Origin of the sequence: Rathayibacter sp. VKM Ac-2760 (assembly GCF_009834185.1) — a bacterium.
Lineage (GTDB): Bacteria > Actinomycetota > Actinomycetes > Actinomycetales > Microbacteriaceae > Rathayibacter.
In genome coordinates this window covers 3822899-3838832 of sequence record NZ_CP047173.1, presented here as the reverse complement: position 1 = coordinate 3838832, position 15934 = coordinate 3822899, and the positions used below count along the sequence as shown (strand labels likewise).

Here is a 15934-nt window from a genome sequence, read left to right as displayed (position 1 = left end):
ATGACCGACCAGACGCACGGAGCGAGCGAGACGCTCAACGGCGCGACCGTGGAGGTCGTGCGCTCCTACCTGCTCGCGGCGGCCGACGAGATGCGCACCACGCTCATCCGCACCGCCTTCAACCCCGTCATCTACGAGGTGTTCGACTTCGGCATCTCGCTCTACGACGAGAACGCGGAGCTCGTCGCGGAGGCGCCGGGGCTCACCTTCTTCCTCGGCGCGAACGACTACTCGCTGCGCAAGGGGATCGAGTACGTCGGCCGGGACAACCTGTTCGAGGGCGACATCGTCCTGCTCAACTACCCCTACTGGAACGCCGCGCACGCCTACGACGCCACGCTCTTCGCCCCGGTCTTCCTCCCGGGCGGCGAGCAGCTGATCGGCTACGTCTGCGTCCGCGCGCACTGGATGGACCTGGGCGCGAAGGATGCGGGCTACGTGCTCGACTCCACGGACGTGCACCAGGAGGGCCTGCTCTTCCCCGGCACCAAGGTCTGGAGCCGCGGCGAGCCCGTGCACGACGTGCACGAGCTGATCCGCTTCAACTCGCGGCTGCCCGACCTCGTCCTCGGCGATCTGCACGCGCAGGTGTCCAGCATCCGGACGGGCGAGCGCCGTTTCATCGAGATCGTCGAGAAGTTCGGCAAGGAGACGGTCGACGCCGCCGTCGCGATCGTGCGCGGCCAGGCGGAGGAGAAGACCCGCGAGGCCCTCCTCGCCCTGCCGCAGGGCAGCTGGAGCGCCGAGGACCTGCTCGACGACGACGGCATCAGCGACGACACCCTCCTGATGAGGGTCACCGTGACGAACGAGGGCGGCGAGCTGACGATCGACTTCGCCGGCTCCGCTCCGGCGGCGAAGGGCCCGGTCAACATGCCCTACGGCGCGACCATCGCGCTCGGCAAGGTCGTGCTGAAGAACCTCACCTCGCGCGACGAGCCGAGCAACGAGGGCACCACCGTCCCGCTGACGGTGCTCGCCGAGCCGGGCACGCTCTTCCACGCCGTCTACCCGGCGCCGACCTTCACGCTCTGGACCGGCATCGTCGCGCTGGAGCTCGTCTACAAGGCCCTCGCCCAGGGCATGCCGGAGCTGCTCGCCGCGAGCTCGGGCGGCGACGTCCCCGGCTTCATGATGGTCGGCGACCACCCGGACACCGGCGAGTTCTACGCGATCAGCAACAACGACCCGGTCGGCTGGGGCGCGAGCCCCGGCCACGACGGATTGAACGCGACGATCCACCTCTCCGAGTCGACCGTGCGCAGCACCCCGCTCGAGGTGCTCGAGGCGCGCAGCGGCATGCTCTTCGAGCGGATGGAGATCCGCACCGACTCCGGCGGGGCCGGCCGGTTCCGCGGCGGCAACGGCATCGTGCGCGACATCCGCTTCGTGACGCCCGGAGAGCTGCTCAGCGTGATCAAGAAGACGAAGACCCGGCCGTGGGCGCTCGCCGGCGGGCAGGAGCCGGAGCCGAACACGGTGACCACATTCCCCGGCACCGACCGCGAGGCGACGGTCAGCACCAAGCGCGTGCCGGTGCAGCCGGGCGATCTCATCCGGATCGAGAGCGCCGGCGGCGGCGGCCACGGGGACCCGCGCGAGCGCGACCCGGAGGCGGTGCGGCAGGACGTCGCCGAGGGCTACGTCTCGGCGGAGGCGGCGCGCGAGATCTACGGGCTCGGCGCGGACGACGGGCTCGACGCGTGACCGACCCGGCAGCGCTGAGCACGGTCGCGGGCGCGGCCGCCACTCCCGCCAGCCTCGTCCTCACCGACGCGCGCATCGTCGACGTCGTCGCGGGGACCGCCGCGCCCGGTGCGATCTGGGTGCTCGACGGCGTGATCGCCGCGGCCGGTCCGCTCGACGAGGTGCGCGCCGCGGCCGGCGGGGCCGCCGAGCGCTCGCTGGGCGGCGCGAGCGTCCTCCCCGGCCTGATCAACATGCACACGCACTTCTCGCTCGCGCTCCCCGGCGAGCGGGGCGCGCAGATCGCCGCGCTCGACGCGGCCGGCACCGCGCTCCACATGGCCGATGGCGCCCGGCGCGCGCTGCTGGCCGGCATCACCACCGTGCGCTGCGTCGCCGAGCGCGGGCACGCCGACTTCGCGCTGCGCCGGGCGATCGAGCGCGGCCAGGCACAGGGGCCGCGCATCCTCACCGCCGGGCAGGCGCTCGTCTGCACCGGCGGGCACGGGCACGAGAACGACGACACCCTCGAGTGCGACGGCGCCGACGGCTTCGCCCGCGGCGTGCGCTCGCAGGTGAAGGCCGGCGCCGACCTGATCAAGGTGATGATCTCGGGCGGCATCGCCGGCGAGCACGAGAGCATCAGCACGCCGCAGCTCAGCGACGCCGAGATGGCCGCGGTCCTCGGCACGGCGCACGCCTGGGGCCGCAAGGTCACCGCGCACGCCGGCCCCGCCGCCGTGATCGCCCGGGCCGTCGAGCTCGGCCTCGACTGCGTCGAGCACGGCTACGAGCTGACGCCCGAGGTCGCCGCCGCGATGGCCGCGGCGGGGACGCACCTGGTGCCGACCCTCGTCGTCACGCGCTGCAAGGCGTTCTTCGACGAGCTCGGGGTGCCCGAGTGGATGCAGGCGCGCTCGCTCGCCGCGGGCCCGCGCCACCTCGAGTCGTTCCGGATGGCGATCGACGCCGGCGTGCCGATCATGGTCGGCAGCGACATGCCGCCCTTCTGGTACTTCGAGGGCACCACCGCGATCGTCCGCGAGATGGAGCACATGAGCGAGCAGGGCCTCGGGCCGGTCGAGACGCTGCGCGCGGCGACCAGCACTCCCGCCGCCTGGCTCGGCATCGAGGCCGAGGCGGGCAGCATCGCCGTCGGCACGCGCGCCGACCTCGTCGCCGTCGACGGCGACCCGCTGACCGACACCAGCGCCCTGCGGGGGATCCGCTGGGTGATGCAGGGCGGCCGCGTCGTCCGCGACGACGAAGGAGCGACCGCATGACCGCGACCACGAGCACTGCCGCGAGCACTGCCACGAGCACTGCCACGACCCGCGAGGCGGAGGAGGTGCTCGACGGCCTCCGCGACATGTACCGCGGCTTCGTCGAGGACGACCGCGCGCGCTTCGACCGCCACCTGCACGAGTCCACCACCACCTGGGAGAGCCACCTGCCCCGGCTGTACTCGCGCGCGGAGCTCGACGACTACCGCGACGGCCGCACCCCGGCCGAGCGCGGCGAGGTCGCGGAGCTGCGGATCGAGCCGCGGCGCGTCGAGGTCTGGGGCGGGACGGCGCTCGCCGCCTACCTGCTGATCGTGGTGCCGGCCGGCGCGGCGGTCGAGGCGATGCGCATCACCGACGTCCTGCGCCGCGAGGCCGACGGCTGGCGGATCGTGCACCACCACGCGGTGACCGTCGACGCCCTCGACGACGACGTGGAGCGCTGAATGTGCGGCGTGACCGGCGCGGTGCCGGGCAGCGGCGACGGCACCTCCGACGACATGGCGCTCTACGACATCGACGTGGTCGTCGACCGCATCGACGGCCGCTCCGTCTGCGGCATGAGCGTCGGCGACCGGTTCCGGGTGACGGAGTCCAGCAAGCTCAGCACGACGAGCGGCCACTTCTGCCTCTACGCGATCCAGGCCGTGCTGCCGATGATCCCGGCGAAGCAGCGGCCGCTGCCCGCGGGGGACTGGCTCGAGAAGGACTCCGAGGTCGCCTGCCCCGACCCCGAGGAGCGGCTGATCATGCGGATCGAGCGCGGCGAGCTGCGCGGGATGCGGTCGGAGGACCTCACGTGAGGCTCCCCGTCGAGATCGGCATCGGCCTCCAGTCCGACAAGGCGCCGGGCCGCTACGCCGAGCTCGCGCGCCTCGCCGAGGGCCACGGCATCGACGTCGTGAGCGTCTTCAGCGACCTGCTCTTCCAGCCGCCGATCGGGGCGCTCCTCGAGATGGCGCAGGCCACCGAGCGGGTGCGGCTCGGCGCTGCGGGCTGGAACCCGTTCACCCTGCACCCCTACGAGATCGCGGGCCAGATCGCCCTGCTCGACGCCGCGAGCGACGGCCGCGCCTACCTCGGCCTGGTCAAGGGCACCTGGCTCGGCGCGCTCGGCGTCAAGCAGCCCAAGCCCGTCGCCCAGCTGCGCGAGGCGGCGGCGCTGATCTACGCGCTGCTCGGCGGCTCCGACGCGGCGATCGAGGCCGAGTTCTTCCCCCTCCAGGCCGGCACCCGGCTGCGCTACCCGGTGCTGCGCGCGGACCCGCCGCTGCTGCTGGGCAGCTGGGGTCCGCTCGGTGTCGCGCTGGCGGGCCGCATCGCCGACGAGCTCAAGATCGGCGGCACCGCGAATCCGGACCTCGTGCCGGTGATGCGGGAGCGGCTCGCCGTCGGCGCGCGCAAGGCGGGGCGCGACGCGGAGGACGTCCGCCTGGTCTTCGGCGCCGTCACGGTGGTCGATCGCGACGGCGAGGCGGCGCGCTCCGTGGCGCGGCGCGAGGTCGCGATGTACCTCGACGCCGTCGGCGAGCTCGATCCGACGGTCACGATCGAGCCGGAGCTGCTCGAGGAGGTGCGGGCGCGCCTCGCGGAGGACGACCACGGAGCGGCCGGTGCGCTCGTGCCCGACGCGCTGCTCGACCGGTTCTGCTTCTCCGGGACGCCGGCGCAGGTCGCCGGCCAGGCGCAGGCGCTGATCGACGCGGGCGTCGACCGGGTCGAGTTCGGCACGCCGCACGGGATGCACGACGACGCGGCCGGCCTCGAGCTGATCGGCCGCGAGGTGCTGCCGCTGCTGCGGCGCGAGCGGTGAGGCCGCCGGTCAGCCCTGCGGCCAGTAGCCGGCGGCGTGCGCCAGCGCCCGGCCCTCGAGCTGCAGGGTGAGGGTCTCGAAGAGCGCCACCGCGTCCGGCCCCGGCCAGTCGTCGCCGAGCACCTCCGCGGGCAGACCGGGGTCGCGGAACGGCAGCTGCCGCCAGTCGTCGACCACCGCGAGGTAGAGGCGCAGCGCCTCGGCGCCGTCCGGCCCGGGGGCGTCGCCGAGCCGCCGCGAGCTCTCCGCGTAGAGGGCGGTGAAGTCGCGGTAGCGCTCGGCGATCGCCTCGAGGTCCCAGCCGCTGCGGATCAGCCGCCGGATGTCCTGACCGCCGGCGTAGTCGCCGACGAAGATGAGCGACTGCGCCCCCAGCTCGAGCTCCTCGATCGCCGTCCGGGCGGCGTCGAGCATCCGCGCGGGCGCGATCCAGACGGCGGAGCCGACGTTGCCGAAGCCGAGCCCGGTGAGGTGGCTGCGCAGCTTGTGCCGCAGCGACCGCTCCGACTCCGCGACCGTGAAGTTGACGATGCACCAGCCCTGATCGAGCCGCGCCGGCTGCCGCGCGTGCCAGATCACCTCGTCACCCGCCGCGAGCGCGGAGAGGGCGAGCGGCGTCAGCGCGTACCCCTTCACCTTCGCCCGGGTCTCCGGCACGAGCCAGCCGCGCTGCTTCAGCCGGAAGACGGCGGTGCGCACCCCCGCCTCGTCGAGCCCGGAGCGCCCGAGCATCTCGACCGCGCCCGACACCGGCATCCAGTTGCCGAACCGCCGCACGATCGACCCGAGGAACGTCACCAGCACCGTCCGCGACCGCCGCACCGCCCCGTCGGCCGCGCCACTCGTCTCGACTGCTGCCCCGGTCATCGCGACCATCATGCCAGCCGCCGCGCGCCGCCCTTCCCCTCCCCTCGCCTCGCGAGATGCCACTTGTGAGCGCGACACGCCGTCGGCGGCGCGCACAAGTGGCATCTCGCGGAGGGGCGGTGCCGCTACAGGGCCGGCGGGTAGAGGAAGAGGGGGACCTGCGCCGTGGGGAAGGTGCGGGTGACGTAGCTGTGGCGGCCGCCGTAGTTGTACTCCTCGAGGAGCACGGTGCCGTCGCCGTTCACCTGCTGCACGTAGGAGACGTGGTTGTAGGTCCACCAGGCGACGGAGCCGACGATCGGCACGGCGCTGGTGGCCCAGCCCTTCGCGGCCCAGTTGTCCGGCCACTCCCAGGCGCTGCCGCCGAGCGGGGTGATGTTCCCCCAGGTGTACTTCCACGGCGCGGCGGCCGCGCCGGCGTCGCGGTTGAGGCGCCAGGCGACGAAGTCGACGCACTCGCGGTAGTAGTAGCCGAGCGGGGAGAGGCCGCCGCCGTTGTCGTCGATGGTCTCGGACGGCCACGGGTAGTCGTCGCCGGCCGCGCGGGTCTGCACGGTGCTGAAGCCGCCGCCGTTCGAGGAGGAGAGCACGGCGGCCTGGCGGCTCGCCTCGTCGAGCTGGGCCTGGGTGGGCGCGGCGAACGCGTCGCGGACGGCGGTCTGGCCGGTCGCCTCCGACGAGACGGTGAGGTTCTGCAGGCCGACGCGGTTCGCGGCGGTGCCGGCCGCCGTGGCGCCGGCGGTACCGCGGGAGGCGTAGGCGGGGATCGCCGCGGTGGCGAACAGCCCGCCGACGATCGAGAAGGTGGCGAAGCCGAGGGCCCGGCGGCTGAGCGGGGCGCTGCCGGCGGAGGCGCGGCGGGCGGGGGCAGCAGGCGCGGCGGTGGCTCGCGCCTCGGCGACGCGGGCCTCGGCAGCGCGGACGTCGGCCACTCGGGCCTCGGCGACTCGGGACTCGGCGCCCCGCGCCTCGGCGGCCCGCGCCTCACGGCGCGTGAGGTGCACGGGCGCGGCGTCGGAGGTGTCGCGACACTCCTGGGGATCGGGAATGCCAGTGGTCGACACGCGTGCGCTCTCCTCGGGTGGGCGGACTTCGGGGTGGTGCTGGGGCTGGTGCAGGGGCGGCACCGGTGGCTCGGACGGCCGGCAGGGCCCGGCGACGTGTCACTCTAGCCCGGGCCGGCCCGGTAACGGAATGATCACGACGCAACTCGTCGCGCAGCGTCGCCCGCCTCCGGCGCCCCGGTGGGAGGATGGCGGCACCAGGGAAGGAGTCGCCCATGACCGCATCGATCCCCTCCGGACCCGTTCTCGTCGGCGTCGTCGACGGGCAGCGTCCCGAGGTCGTCCGCACCGCCGCGCAGCTCGCCTCCGGCCTCGGTGTCCCGCTCCTGCTGCTCACCGTGGCGGCCGATCCTTACCTCGTCGGCGACTACGTCGACCCGATGACGGGCGGCATCCCCGTCGGCCTCGTCCCGCGCCGCGCGGACGGGAGCGGCCCGGCCGAGCCCGAGGGCCTGCGCGCCTCGCTCGAGGAGCTGCTCGCCGGCAGCGGCGTCGAGTGGACGCTCCGCAGCACCCAGGGCGAGCCGGCTCTCGCGCTGACCGACGTGGCGGAGGAGGTCGACGCGCGGATGATCGTGGTCGGCACCCGCGACTCCGGAGTGCTCGCGAGCATCGCCGAGTTCCTCAGCGGCAGCGTCGCAGTGCACCTCGCGCACCGCCAGCACCGCCCCGTTCTCGTCGTGCCGCTCGCCGACGCGGGCACCCGCCACCGCGTCCCCTGGGACACGGGGGAGTGACGCGGCCGCTGCACCTGCGACCGGGGGCGATCCTCCTGGTCGCGGCGGGCGGTGCCGCCGGCACGGCCGCCCGGTACGCGACCGTGCTCGTCCTGCCGCCGCTCGGCGTCGTCCCGGTCGCGACGATCGCCGTCAACCTCGTCGGCGCCTTCCTGCTCGGGCTGCTGCTCGCCGGCCTCGCCCGCCGCGGACCGGACGAGGGCCGGCGGCGCACGCTCCGCCTCCTCCTCGGCACCGGCGTGCTCGGCGGCTTCACCACCTACAGCACCTTCTCCCTCGACACCGTGGCGCTGATCGAGGGCGGCCGCTGGAGCGAGACGGTGTTGTACCTCGCGATCACGCTCGTGCTCGGCACGGCGGCGGCCGCCCTCGGCATCGTGCTCGCGGGTCGGCGCGGGCGCCGGGTGGCGCCGTGACGGCCGGCGCCGTGACGATCGACACCGTGACGCCGCTCCTCTTCCTCGCCGTGGCGCTCGCCGGCGGGCTGGGAGCCGCGGCCCGGCTCGTCGTCGACGGCGCGGCCCGCACGCTCGTCCCGGTGCGCTGGCCGGTGGGGACCCTCCTCATCAACGTCTCCGGCTCGCTGCTGCTCGGCGTGGTCACCGGGCTGGCGCTCGCGGGCGCCGTCGACGAGCCGTGGCGGGCCGTGCTCGGCACGGGCGTGCTCGGCGGCTTCACCACCTTCAGCACGGCGAGCGTCGACGCGGCGCGGATGCTGCTCGAGCGCCGTTGGGCCGCTGGCCTCGGCTACGGGCTCGGGATGTGGGCGGCGGCGCTCGCCGCGGCGGTCCTCGGGCTGGTGCTCACGGGAGCGTGGCGCTGACGGGAGCGCGGCGCTGACCGGCGCCCGATCCGCGCCGTCGCACCCGGCGACGAGACGGCATGTCTCTCCGCCCCGCCCCGCGCGGCCGGGGACGCCCCCTTTGCAGGGGACGACGGCCGTCGCGGGCCGCCTCCGTGGCGATCGGCCGCTCGGCCGCGGGCCAGAATCTGTCACGTGACGATGTCGGGGACGGTGCGCGACCTGCGCTTGGCGGTGGTCGACGACCAGCCGCTCTACCGGCAGATGCTCGCCTCGCTGCTGCGCGCGGTGCCCGGCGTCCGGAGCGTCGTCGAGGCCTCCTCCGCCGCCGAGGCGCGGGAGCGGCTGCGGCCGGCCGAGCTCGACGTCGCGGTCGTCGACATCGAGCTGGGCGACGGCGACGGCATCGAGCTCGGCCGCGAGCTGCGCGCCCAGGCCCCGGAGCTCGCCGTCGTGCTCCTCTCCGCCGTCGACTCGATGCACCGCTTCCTCCGGCTCGACCGGGCCGAGGTGCGCGGCTGGAGCTACCTCTCCAAGTCCTCCTCCCTCTCGGCGCCCGCGCTGCTCACCGCGATCCGGGCGACCCTCGACGGCCGCACCGTGCTCGATCCCGCGCTGGTCGCCGGCCGCACCGCCCGCCGGAGCTCGCCCGTCGCCGCCCTCAGCCCCCGCCAGTACGAGGTGCTCGCCGCGCTCGCGTCCGGCCTCACCAATGCGGCGATCGCCGAGCGGCTCGGCATCGCCGTCCGCTCCGTCGACAACCACGTCAACGCCCTCTACGCAGCGCTCTCCCTCCGCTCGGACGGCACGCGCAATCCGCGCGTGGAGGCGACGCTGCAGTTCCTGGAGCACACCCGATGACCGACGACTCGCGGCCGCAGCGGGCGGACGACGCGGAGGACAACCGGATCCTGCGCTCGACGGTCGGCCTCCTCGGCGGCGTGCTCTCGGTGCTCGCCGCGACGCAGGCGGTGTTCGCCCTCGGGATGCTCTCGCAGACCGTGCGGGGCGTCCAGGGCGGCCCGGTCGTGGACGTCGTGGTGCGGGTGATCGTCAACGTCTCGGCGATCGGCGTCGCGGTCGGACTGGTGACCGTCCTGCGCCCCGAGCGCCGGGCGCGTCTCGGGCGGCCGCTGCTCACGGCGGCGATCGGCGCGGTCGTGGCCCTGGTGCGGGTCGGGCTGCAGCTGCTCGTGGGTGTCTACCCGCCGACCGCGCTCGACGCCCTCGTGGTCGAGCTCGTCGTCGGTGCGGTCGTCGTCGGGCTGGTCGTCGGGTTCGGCTTCCTGCTGGTCGGGGCCGCCCGCCGCGTGCGCGAGAAGGAGCGGGACCACGCACGCGTGCTGCTGCAGGCGGTCGAGGCCGTGCAGGCGCTCCAGCAGGAGGAGCTGCGGGTCCGCCGCGAGGTGGCGCAGGGCCTGCACGGGCGACTGCAGAACACGCTGGTGGTGCTGACGGCGGAGCTGCGCGCGGTGGCCGCGACTCCCGCCTCCTCCGCCGTGTCGGAGCGGCTCGGCGGCATCGCGGAGCGGCTCGACGAGCTCCGCGAGCAGGAGGTGCGCGCGGTCAGCGGCGCCCTCTATCCGGTCGACATCGAGCACGGACTGGTGGCGGCGGTGCGCGATCTGCTCTCGCGGCTGCCGGCCGAGATCGCGGTCGACCTCGACGTGGACGCCGGCTACGCCGAGGTCGAGGCGGCCTCGCTCCCGGTGGAGCAGCGGGTGCTGCTGGTGCGGCTGATCGAGGAGGCGCTCACCAACGCCCTCAAGCACGGCGGCGCCCGGGCCGTGCACCTGCGGCTGGACGTCGCCCGCGACGCCGCGCAGGCCGCCGTGATCGTCGGTCTCGACGACGACGGCCGCGGCCTCGCCGCCCCCGTCGCGCTCTCGGGCCTCGAGCGGCTCTCCCGCCAGTTCGCGGTCTACGGAGGCTCGGTCGAGCTGGCCCCCTCCGCCGCGCTGGGCGGCGCGCGCCTCGCCGGCCGCCTGCCGCTGCGCACCGCGGCCTGACGCGGCGACGGCGCGGAGGGGGCTCGTGCCCGCCTCCGCGCCGTCGGTGCTGGTGCTGGTGCTTTCGTCAGTCCTTCGGCGGCGTGTAGTACTGGAGGTCGTTGCCCTCGGAGTCCTTGAAGGGGAGGATGCGGCCCCACTCGTGATCGCTGATCTCGCCCTCGATGGAGGCGCCGCGGGCCTTCAGCCGCTCCAGCTCGTCCTCGATGCTGCCGTCGGGCTGGAACGAGACGACCGCTCCGCCGCTCTGCGAGACCGAGGCGGACTCACGCGCGTTCAGCCCGATCATCAGGCCGTTCGCGTCCAGCTCCGACCAGTCGCTCGACGTGCTCTTCACCTCGAGGCCGAGGGTGTCGCGGTAGAACGCGACCGCCCGCTCCATGTCCTCGACCGGCACCCATACCGTCGCCACTCCTGCTGCCGTCATGATCCGGTCTCCTTCGATCGTTGTTCCGATCCGCTCACGCTAGGCCGGGCGTCCTCGTCCGCCCCGCGCGCTCACCGTTCGTCCAGGCGGCGGCTCGGGAACTGACGGCGGGCGACGCGGACATCCACAGCAACCGGGGCGGGGAAGGGGTTGCGTCCCGCGATCCGGGCGCGATCAGCCGGCGATCCCGGGGCTCGGGACCGCTCAGTACGCTGGACGGTGTCCGCGGCGACACCCGCGGCCCCCCGCCCGCCGCTCGAAGGGACCCCCGTGAGCCAGCCAGGACCGACGACCCCGGGAGAGACGGGGTCCGGACGGACGCGGCCCGGACGCCTCCGCGTCATCGCCGCCTCCCCGATCAGCGACGAGCTGATCGCGCGCGTGGTCGAGCTGGAGCCGCGGATCGACTTCGTCGCCGATCAGAGCCTGCTGCCGCCGATGCGTCACCCGGGCGATCACCCCGGCGACCCGGCGTTCCGGCGGACGGCCGAGCAGCAGGCGGCGTTCGAGGCGCTGGTCGACTCGGCCGAGGTGCTCTACGGGATCCCGGACGAGACGCCGTCGGAGCTCGCCCGCACGGTCGCCGCGAACCCGGCGCTCCGCTGGGTGCAGACGATGCCCGCGGGCGGTGGCGCGCAGGTGAAGAAGGCCGGGCTGAGCGAGGAGCAGCTCGCGCGGGTCGCGTTCTCGACCTCGGCGGGTGTGCACTCCGATCCGCTGGCCGAGTTCTCGCTCTTCGGCCTGCTGGCCGGCGCGAAGTCGCTGCCGAAGCTGCAGTCGCTGCAGGGTGCGCGGGAGTGGGGGTCGCGCTGGACGATGGGGCTGCTCTCGGAGCAGACGATCCTGATCGTCGGGCTCGGCACGATCGGCCGCGCGACCGCGCAGAAGCTCCAGGCCCTGGGCGCCCGGGTGATCGGGACGAGCCGGCACGAGAGCGCCGTCGAGCACGTCGACGAGATCGTGCAGCCGTCGGCGATCGCCGACGTCGCCCGGCGGATCGACGGGGTCGTCGTCACGCTCCCCGGCACCGAGCAGACCGAGAAGCTCGTCGGCGCCGAGTTCTTCGCCGCGCTGCGCCCCGGAGCGACGCTCGTCAGCGTCGGCCGCGGCACCGTGATCGACGAGGACGCGCTGCTCACCGCACTCGAGGACGGCCGCGTCGGCTTCGCGGCCCTCGACGTGGTCGCGGAGGAGCCGCTCGCGCAGGTCAGCCCGCTCTGGAGCCACCCGAGCGTGCTGATCAGCCCGCACACCGCGGCGCTGAACGCGGCCGAGGACCGCCTGATCGCCGAGCTCTTCGCCCGCAACGCCACCCGCTTCCTCGACGGCGAGGAGCTGATCAACCGCGTCGACACCGTCGAGTTCTACTGACGCCGGACCGCTAGGGCGCCCCGGCTCGCGTCCCCGGACCGCCCGGGAGCGCCTCCACAGGCCCGGATCCGGCGGGAAAGCCCGCTGAGAGGCCGGTTCTGCGCCTGCGCGCGCCTCCGACGGCCTACCGTTGCACTATGGCGTCCACCGATACACCCGAACCCGCCCCCCAGGCCGACGGCGCGACCGCGCCCGTCGCCGACAGCACCGCCCCGGCCGCGCCGGCAGCCCAGACCGCTCCGGCGGCCCAGACCGCGCCGGCAGCCCAGACCGCTCCGGCGGCCCAGACCGCTCCGGCAGCCCAGACCGCTCCGGCAGAAGAGACCGCCCCCTCGCTGGTCTTCTCGGACCTGGGTCTCAGCGACCCCGTCCTCAAGGCCCTCAAGGAGGTCGGCTACGAGACGCCCTCGGCGATCCAGGCCGCGACCATCCCCTCCCTCCTGTCCGGCCGCGACGTCCTCGGCGTCGCGCAGACCGGCACCGGCAAGACCGCCGCGTTCGCGCTGCCGATCCTCTCCCGCCTCGACGTCTCGCAGAAGACCCCGCAGGCGCTCGTGCTCGCGCCCACCCGCGAGCTGGCGCTGCAGGTCTGCGAGGCCTTCGAGCGCTACGCGTCCGGTCTGCGCGGCGTGCACGTGCTGCCCGTCTACGGCGGCCAGGGCTACGGCACCCAGCTCTCCGCGCTCCGCCGCGGCGTCCACGTGGTCGTCGGCACTCCCGGCCGGATCATGGACCACCTCGAGAAGGGCACGCTCGACCTCACGCACCTGAAGTACCTGGTGCTCGACGAGGCCGACGAGATGCTCAAGATGGGCTTCGCGGAGGACGTCGAGACGATCCTCGCCGACACCCCGGTCGAGAAGCAGATCGCGCTGTTCTCGGCGACCATGCCGTCGCAGATCCGCCGCATCTCGCAGAAGTACCTGAAGGACCCGGAGGAGATCACGGTCAAGGCCAAGACCACGACCTCCGCGAACACCACCCAGCGCTACCTGATGGTGTCCTACCCGCAGAAGGTCGATGCGCTGACCCGCATCCTCGAGGTGGAGAACTTCGAGGGCATGATCGTCTTCGTCCGCACCAAGAGCGAGACCGAGACGCTGGCCGAGAAGCTGCGCGCCCGCGGCTACACGGCCGCCGCGATCAGCGGTGACGTCGCCCAGGCCCAGCGCGAGCGCACCGTCGAGCAGCTGAAGTCGGGCAAGCTCGACATCCTCGTCGCGACCGACGTCGCCGCGCGCGGTCTCGACGTCGACCGGATCAGCCACGTCGTCAACTACGACATCCCGATCGACACCGAGTCCTACGTGCACCGCATCGGCCGCACCGGCCGGGCCGGCCGCAGCGGTGCCGCGATCAGCTTCGTCACGCCGCGCGAGCGCCGCCTCCTCTCCGCGATCGAGAAGGCGACCCGCCAGCCGCTGACCGAGATGCGCCTCCCGAGCGTGGAGGACGTCAACGTCACGCGCCTCTCCCGCTTCGACGACGCCATCACGACGGCGCTCGCCGACCGCGAGCGGCTCGACCGGTTCCGCGACATCATCGGCCACTACGTCGAGCACCACGACGTGGTCGAGTCCGATGTCGCCGCGGCGCTGGCGATCGTCGCCCAAGGCGACGAGCCACTGCTGCTCTCGCCGGACGACCCGCGCTTCCGCCGCGAGGACAGCCGGGGCGAGCGTCCGGAGCGCTCCGACCGGTCGTCGTACGACAACGAGCGCGAGCGTCCCGAGCGCCGCCAGCGCTCGTCGAACAGCAACCTCGCGTCCTACCGGATCGAGGTGGGCCGCCGCCAGCGTGTGGAGCCCCGCCAGATCGTCGGTGCGCTCGCGAACGAGGGCGGGCTGAACCGCGGCGACTTCGGGCACATCGACATCCGCCCGGACTTCTCGATCGTCGAGTTGCCGGCCGACCTGCCCCAGGACGTGCTCGACCGCCTCGCCGGCACCCGCATCAGCGGCCAGCTGATCGAGCTGAAGCCCGACCGCCGCCCGAGCCGCGCCGGGGCCGACCGCGGCGCGCGCCCTTCGGGCCCGTCCCGCTCCTCGGAGCGCCCGGAGCGCAAGCCCCGCTACTGACCCCTGCCCCCTCTCCTCCGCGAGATGCCACTTGTGCACGCCTTTCACGGCGTGTCGCGTACACAAGTGGCATCTCGCGGAGGTGGAAAAGGGGGGTCAGCGGCGGAGGACGCGGCGGGCCAGGACGTTGCCGAGCAGCTGGACGAGCTGCACGATCACGATGATGACGAGCACGGCCGCCCAGGTGACGACCGGCTCGAACTGGCGGTAGCCGTACTGGATCGCGAAGGTGCCGAGGCCGCCGGCGCCGATGTAGCCGGCGACGGCCGACATGTCGATGATCGCGACGAAGACGAAGGTGTAGCCGAGGATCAGCGGGCCGAGCGCCTCGGGCAGCAGGACCGTGCGGACGATCCGGAACCGGCTCGCGCCGACCGAGCGCGCGGCCTCGATCACGCCGGGCTGCACGGTCAGCAGGTTCTGCTCGACGATGCGGCCGATGCCGAAGGCGGCGGCGAGCGACAGCGAGAAGATGATCGCGTCGGTGCCGATGCCGGAGCCGACCACGAGGCGGGCCAGCGGCTGCGCGGCGGCGATGAAGATGATGAACGGGATCGGCCGGAAGACGTTGACGATCACGTTCAGCAGGCCGAAGACGAAGCGGTTCGCGTAGAGCGCGCCGCCGCGGGTGACGGCGAGGCCGAGCCCGATCAGCAGGCCGCCGAGCCCGCCGAAGAGCAGGCTGAACGCCACGATGTAGAGGGTCTGCCCGGTCGCCTCGGCGAGCTTGGGCAGCAGGGGGATGAGCTCGTTCATCGGGGCACCTCCGTGAGGGCGACGCGGGCGCCGAGGCGGGCCAGCAGCGGGTCGATCACGTCGTCGGCGGCGTCGAGCGCGACGGTGAGGTGGCCGAAGGCGCGACCGCGGACGTCCGTGATGCCGCCGTAGACCAGCTCGAGCGGCACGCCGGCCTGCGCGATCTCGGCGAAGACGTCGCCCTGCGAGGCGGAGCCGTCCGAGAAGGACAGCGTGACGAGGCGGCCGCGGTGGCGCGCGCGCAGCACGGCCGCCTCCTCCGGCGACGGCACGGTCCGGACGACCGTGGAGACGAAGCGGCGGGTCACCGCCTCGCGCGGCGCCGAGAACACGTCGAAGACGGGGCCCCGCTCGACGATGCGGCCCGCCTCCATCACCGCGACCTTCGTCGCGAGCTGCTGCACCACGTCCATCTCGTGCGTGATGACGACGATGGTGACCCCGAGCTCCTCGTTGATGCGGCGCAGCAGCGCGAGCACCTCGCCGGTGGTGTCGGGGTCGAGCGCGCTGGTCGCCTCGTCGGCGAGCAGGATGCCGGGCGAGGCGGCGAGGGCGCGGGCGATGCCGACGCGCTGCTTCTGACCGCCGGAGAGCTGCTCCGGGTGGCTGCGCGCCTTGTCGGAGAGGCCGACGAAGCGGAGCATCTCGTCGACGCGGGCGCGCAGCTCGGCGCGCGGAGTTCCGGCGACCTGCAGCGGGTAGGCGACGTTCTGCTCGACGGTCTTGGAGCCGAAGAGGTTGAACTGCTGGAAGATCATCCCGATCCCGAGCCGCAGCCGGCGCAGCTCGCGCTCGGGCAGCCCGACGATCTCGCGGCCGTCGATCTGGATGCTGCCGCCGGTGGCGGGCTCGAGGGCGTTGATCAGGCGCGCCAGCGTGCTCTTGCCGGCGCCGGAGTAGCCGATCACGCCGTAGACGTCGCCGGCCTCGATGTCGAGGCTGACGCCGTCCACGGCGGTCAGGGCGGAAGCGCCGCGCGCGAGCGGCGGGTAGACCTTGCTCACGTCGGCGAGGCGGATGAGCGGCACGGCGCTTCCTTCA

General features: G+C 73.9%; 17 protein-coding genes. 12 read left to right on the top strand and 5 right to left on the bottom strand.

Features of this window, described 5'->3' with window-relative positions; all coding sequences use genetic code 11:
* The 5 genes from GSU72_RS17630 to GSU72_RS17610 are packed head-to-tail and all read left to right on the top strand — an operon-like array spanning window position 1 to window position 4782.
* Window positions 1-1707, top strand: coding sequence for a hydantoinase B/oxoprolinase family protein (locus GSU72_RS17630; RefSeq protein WP_159986196.1), 1707 nt, complete (start codon window positions 1-3; stop codon window positions 1705-1707).
* Window positions 1704-2969: an amidohydrolase family protein gene (locus tag GSU72_RS17625; protein ID WP_244255873.1), complete on the top strand. Its 1266-nt coding sequence runs from the start codon at window positions 1704-1706 to the stop codon at window positions 2967-2969. The genes GSU72_RS17630 and GSU72_RS17625 overlap by 4 nt, the downstream gene beginning before the upstream one ends.
* A complete protein-coding gene (locus GSU72_RS17620; RefSeq protein ID WP_159986195.1) occupies window positions 2966-3415 on the top strand; it encodes a nuclear transport factor 2 family protein in 450 nt (149 codons plus the stop codon). Before GSU72_RS17625 ends, GSU72_RS17620 begins: the two co-directional genes overlap by 4 nt.
* A complete protein-coding gene (locus GSU72_RS17615; protein ID WP_159986194.1) occupies window positions 3416-3772 on the top strand; it encodes a TIGR04076 family protein in 357 nt (118 codons plus the stop codon).
* Window positions 3769-4782: an LLM class flavin-dependent oxidoreductase gene (locus GSU72_RS17610; RefSeq protein ID WP_159986193.1), complete on the top strand. Its 1014-nt coding sequence runs from the start codon at window positions 3769-3771 to the stop codon at window positions 4780-4782. The genes GSU72_RS17615 and GSU72_RS17610 overlap by 4 nt, the downstream gene beginning before the upstream one ends.
* 9 nt (window positions 4783-4791) lie before the next feature.
* Here the strand turns inward: GSU72_RS17610 and GSU72_RS17605 are convergent, their stop codons facing one another.
* Window positions 4792-5649, bottom strand: a complete 858-nt coding sequence (locus GSU72_RS17605; RefSeq protein WP_208545099.1) for a PaaX family transcriptional regulator C-terminal domain-containing protein — start codon at window positions 5647-5649, stop codon at window positions 4792-4794.
* A 125-nt stretch (window positions 5650-5774) separates the two neighbouring features.
* The gene (locus tag GSU72_RS17600) at window positions 5775-6653 is read right to left on the bottom strand and encodes a CHAP domain-containing protein (protein ID WP_159986192.1); all 879 of its coding nucleotides are present in this window, start codon (window positions 6651-6653) and stop codon (window positions 5775-5777) included.
* 275 nt (window positions 6654-6928) lie between these two features.
* On the opposite strand from GSU72_RS17600, the gene GSU72_RS17595 reads away from it, so the two are divergent.
* The 5 genes from GSU72_RS17595 (at window position 6929) to GSU72_RS17575 (ending at window position 10261) form a co-directional block, all read left to right on the top strand.
* Window positions 6929-7450, top strand: coding sequence for a universal stress protein (locus GSU72_RS17595; RefSeq protein ID WP_159986191.1), 522 nt, complete (start codon window positions 6929-6931; stop codon window positions 7448-7450).
* Window positions 7447-7866: a fluoride efflux transporter CrcB gene (gene crcB / locus GSU72_RS17590; RefSeq protein WP_244255872.1), complete on the top strand. Its 420-nt coding sequence runs from the start codon at window positions 7447-7449 to the stop codon at window positions 7864-7866. The genes GSU72_RS17595 and crcB overlap by 4 nt, the downstream gene beginning before the upstream one ends.
* A gap of 11 nt (window positions 7867-7877) precedes the next feature.
* Window positions 7878-8273, top strand: a complete 396-nt coding sequence (locus tag GSU72_RS17585) for a CrcB family protein (RefSeq protein ID WP_348272769.1) — start codon at window positions 7878-7880, stop codon at window positions 8271-8273.
* Window positions 8274-8453: 180 nt separating this feature from the next.
* Window positions 8454-9113 (top strand): response regulator transcription factor, encoded by a 660-nt coding sequence (locus GSU72_RS17580; RefSeq protein ID WP_159986918.1) that lies wholly within the window; start codon window positions 8454-8456, stop codon window positions 9111-9113.
* On the top strand, window positions 9110-10261 hold the full coding sequence (locus tag GSU72_RS17575; RefSeq protein ID WP_159986190.1) for a hypothetical protein: 1152 nt from the start codon (window positions 9110-9112) through the stop codon (window positions 10259-10261). Before GSU72_RS17580 ends, GSU72_RS17575 begins: the two co-directional genes overlap by 4 nt.
* 67 nt (window positions 10262-10328) lie before the next feature.
* Here GSU72_RS17575 and GSU72_RS17570 read toward each other — a convergent pair whose 3' ends face one another.
* On the bottom strand, window positions 10329-10688 hold the full coding sequence (locus GSU72_RS17570) for a VOC family protein (protein ID WP_159986189.1): 360 nt from the start codon (window positions 10686-10688) through the stop codon (window positions 10329-10331).
* Between the two features lie 270 nt (window positions 10689-10958).
* Between GSU72_RS17570 and GSU72_RS17565 the strand changes: the two genes are divergently transcribed.
* Complete coding sequence (locus GSU72_RS17565; RefSeq protein WP_208545098.1) at window positions 10959-12059, top strand: D-2-hydroxyacid dehydrogenase; 1101 nt, start codon at window positions 10959-10961, stop codon at window positions 12057-12059.
* A gap of 137 nt (window positions 12060-12196) precedes the next feature.
* Complete coding sequence (locus tag GSU72_RS17560; RefSeq protein WP_244255871.1) at window positions 12197-14137, top strand: DEAD/DEAH box helicase; 1941 nt, start codon at window positions 12197-12199, stop codon at window positions 14135-14137.
* Window positions 14138-14233: 96 nt separating this feature from the next.
* On the opposite strand, the gene GSU72_RS17555 is transcribed toward GSU72_RS17560, so the two are convergent.
* Complete coding sequence (locus GSU72_RS17555; RefSeq protein WP_159986188.1) at window positions 14234-14893, bottom strand: methionine ABC transporter permease; 660 nt, start codon at window positions 14891-14893, stop codon at window positions 14234-14236.
* Window positions 14890-15921 carry a methionine ABC transporter ATP-binding protein gene (locus GSU72_RS17550; protein ID WP_159986187.1) on the bottom strand — a complete coding sequence of 344 codons (1032 nt, stop codon included), beginning with the start codon at window positions 15919-15921 and terminating at the stop codon, window positions 14890-14892. Before GSU72_RS17550 ends, GSU72_RS17555 begins: the two co-directional genes overlap by 4 nt.
* Window positions 15922-15934: the final 13 nt, after the last annotated feature.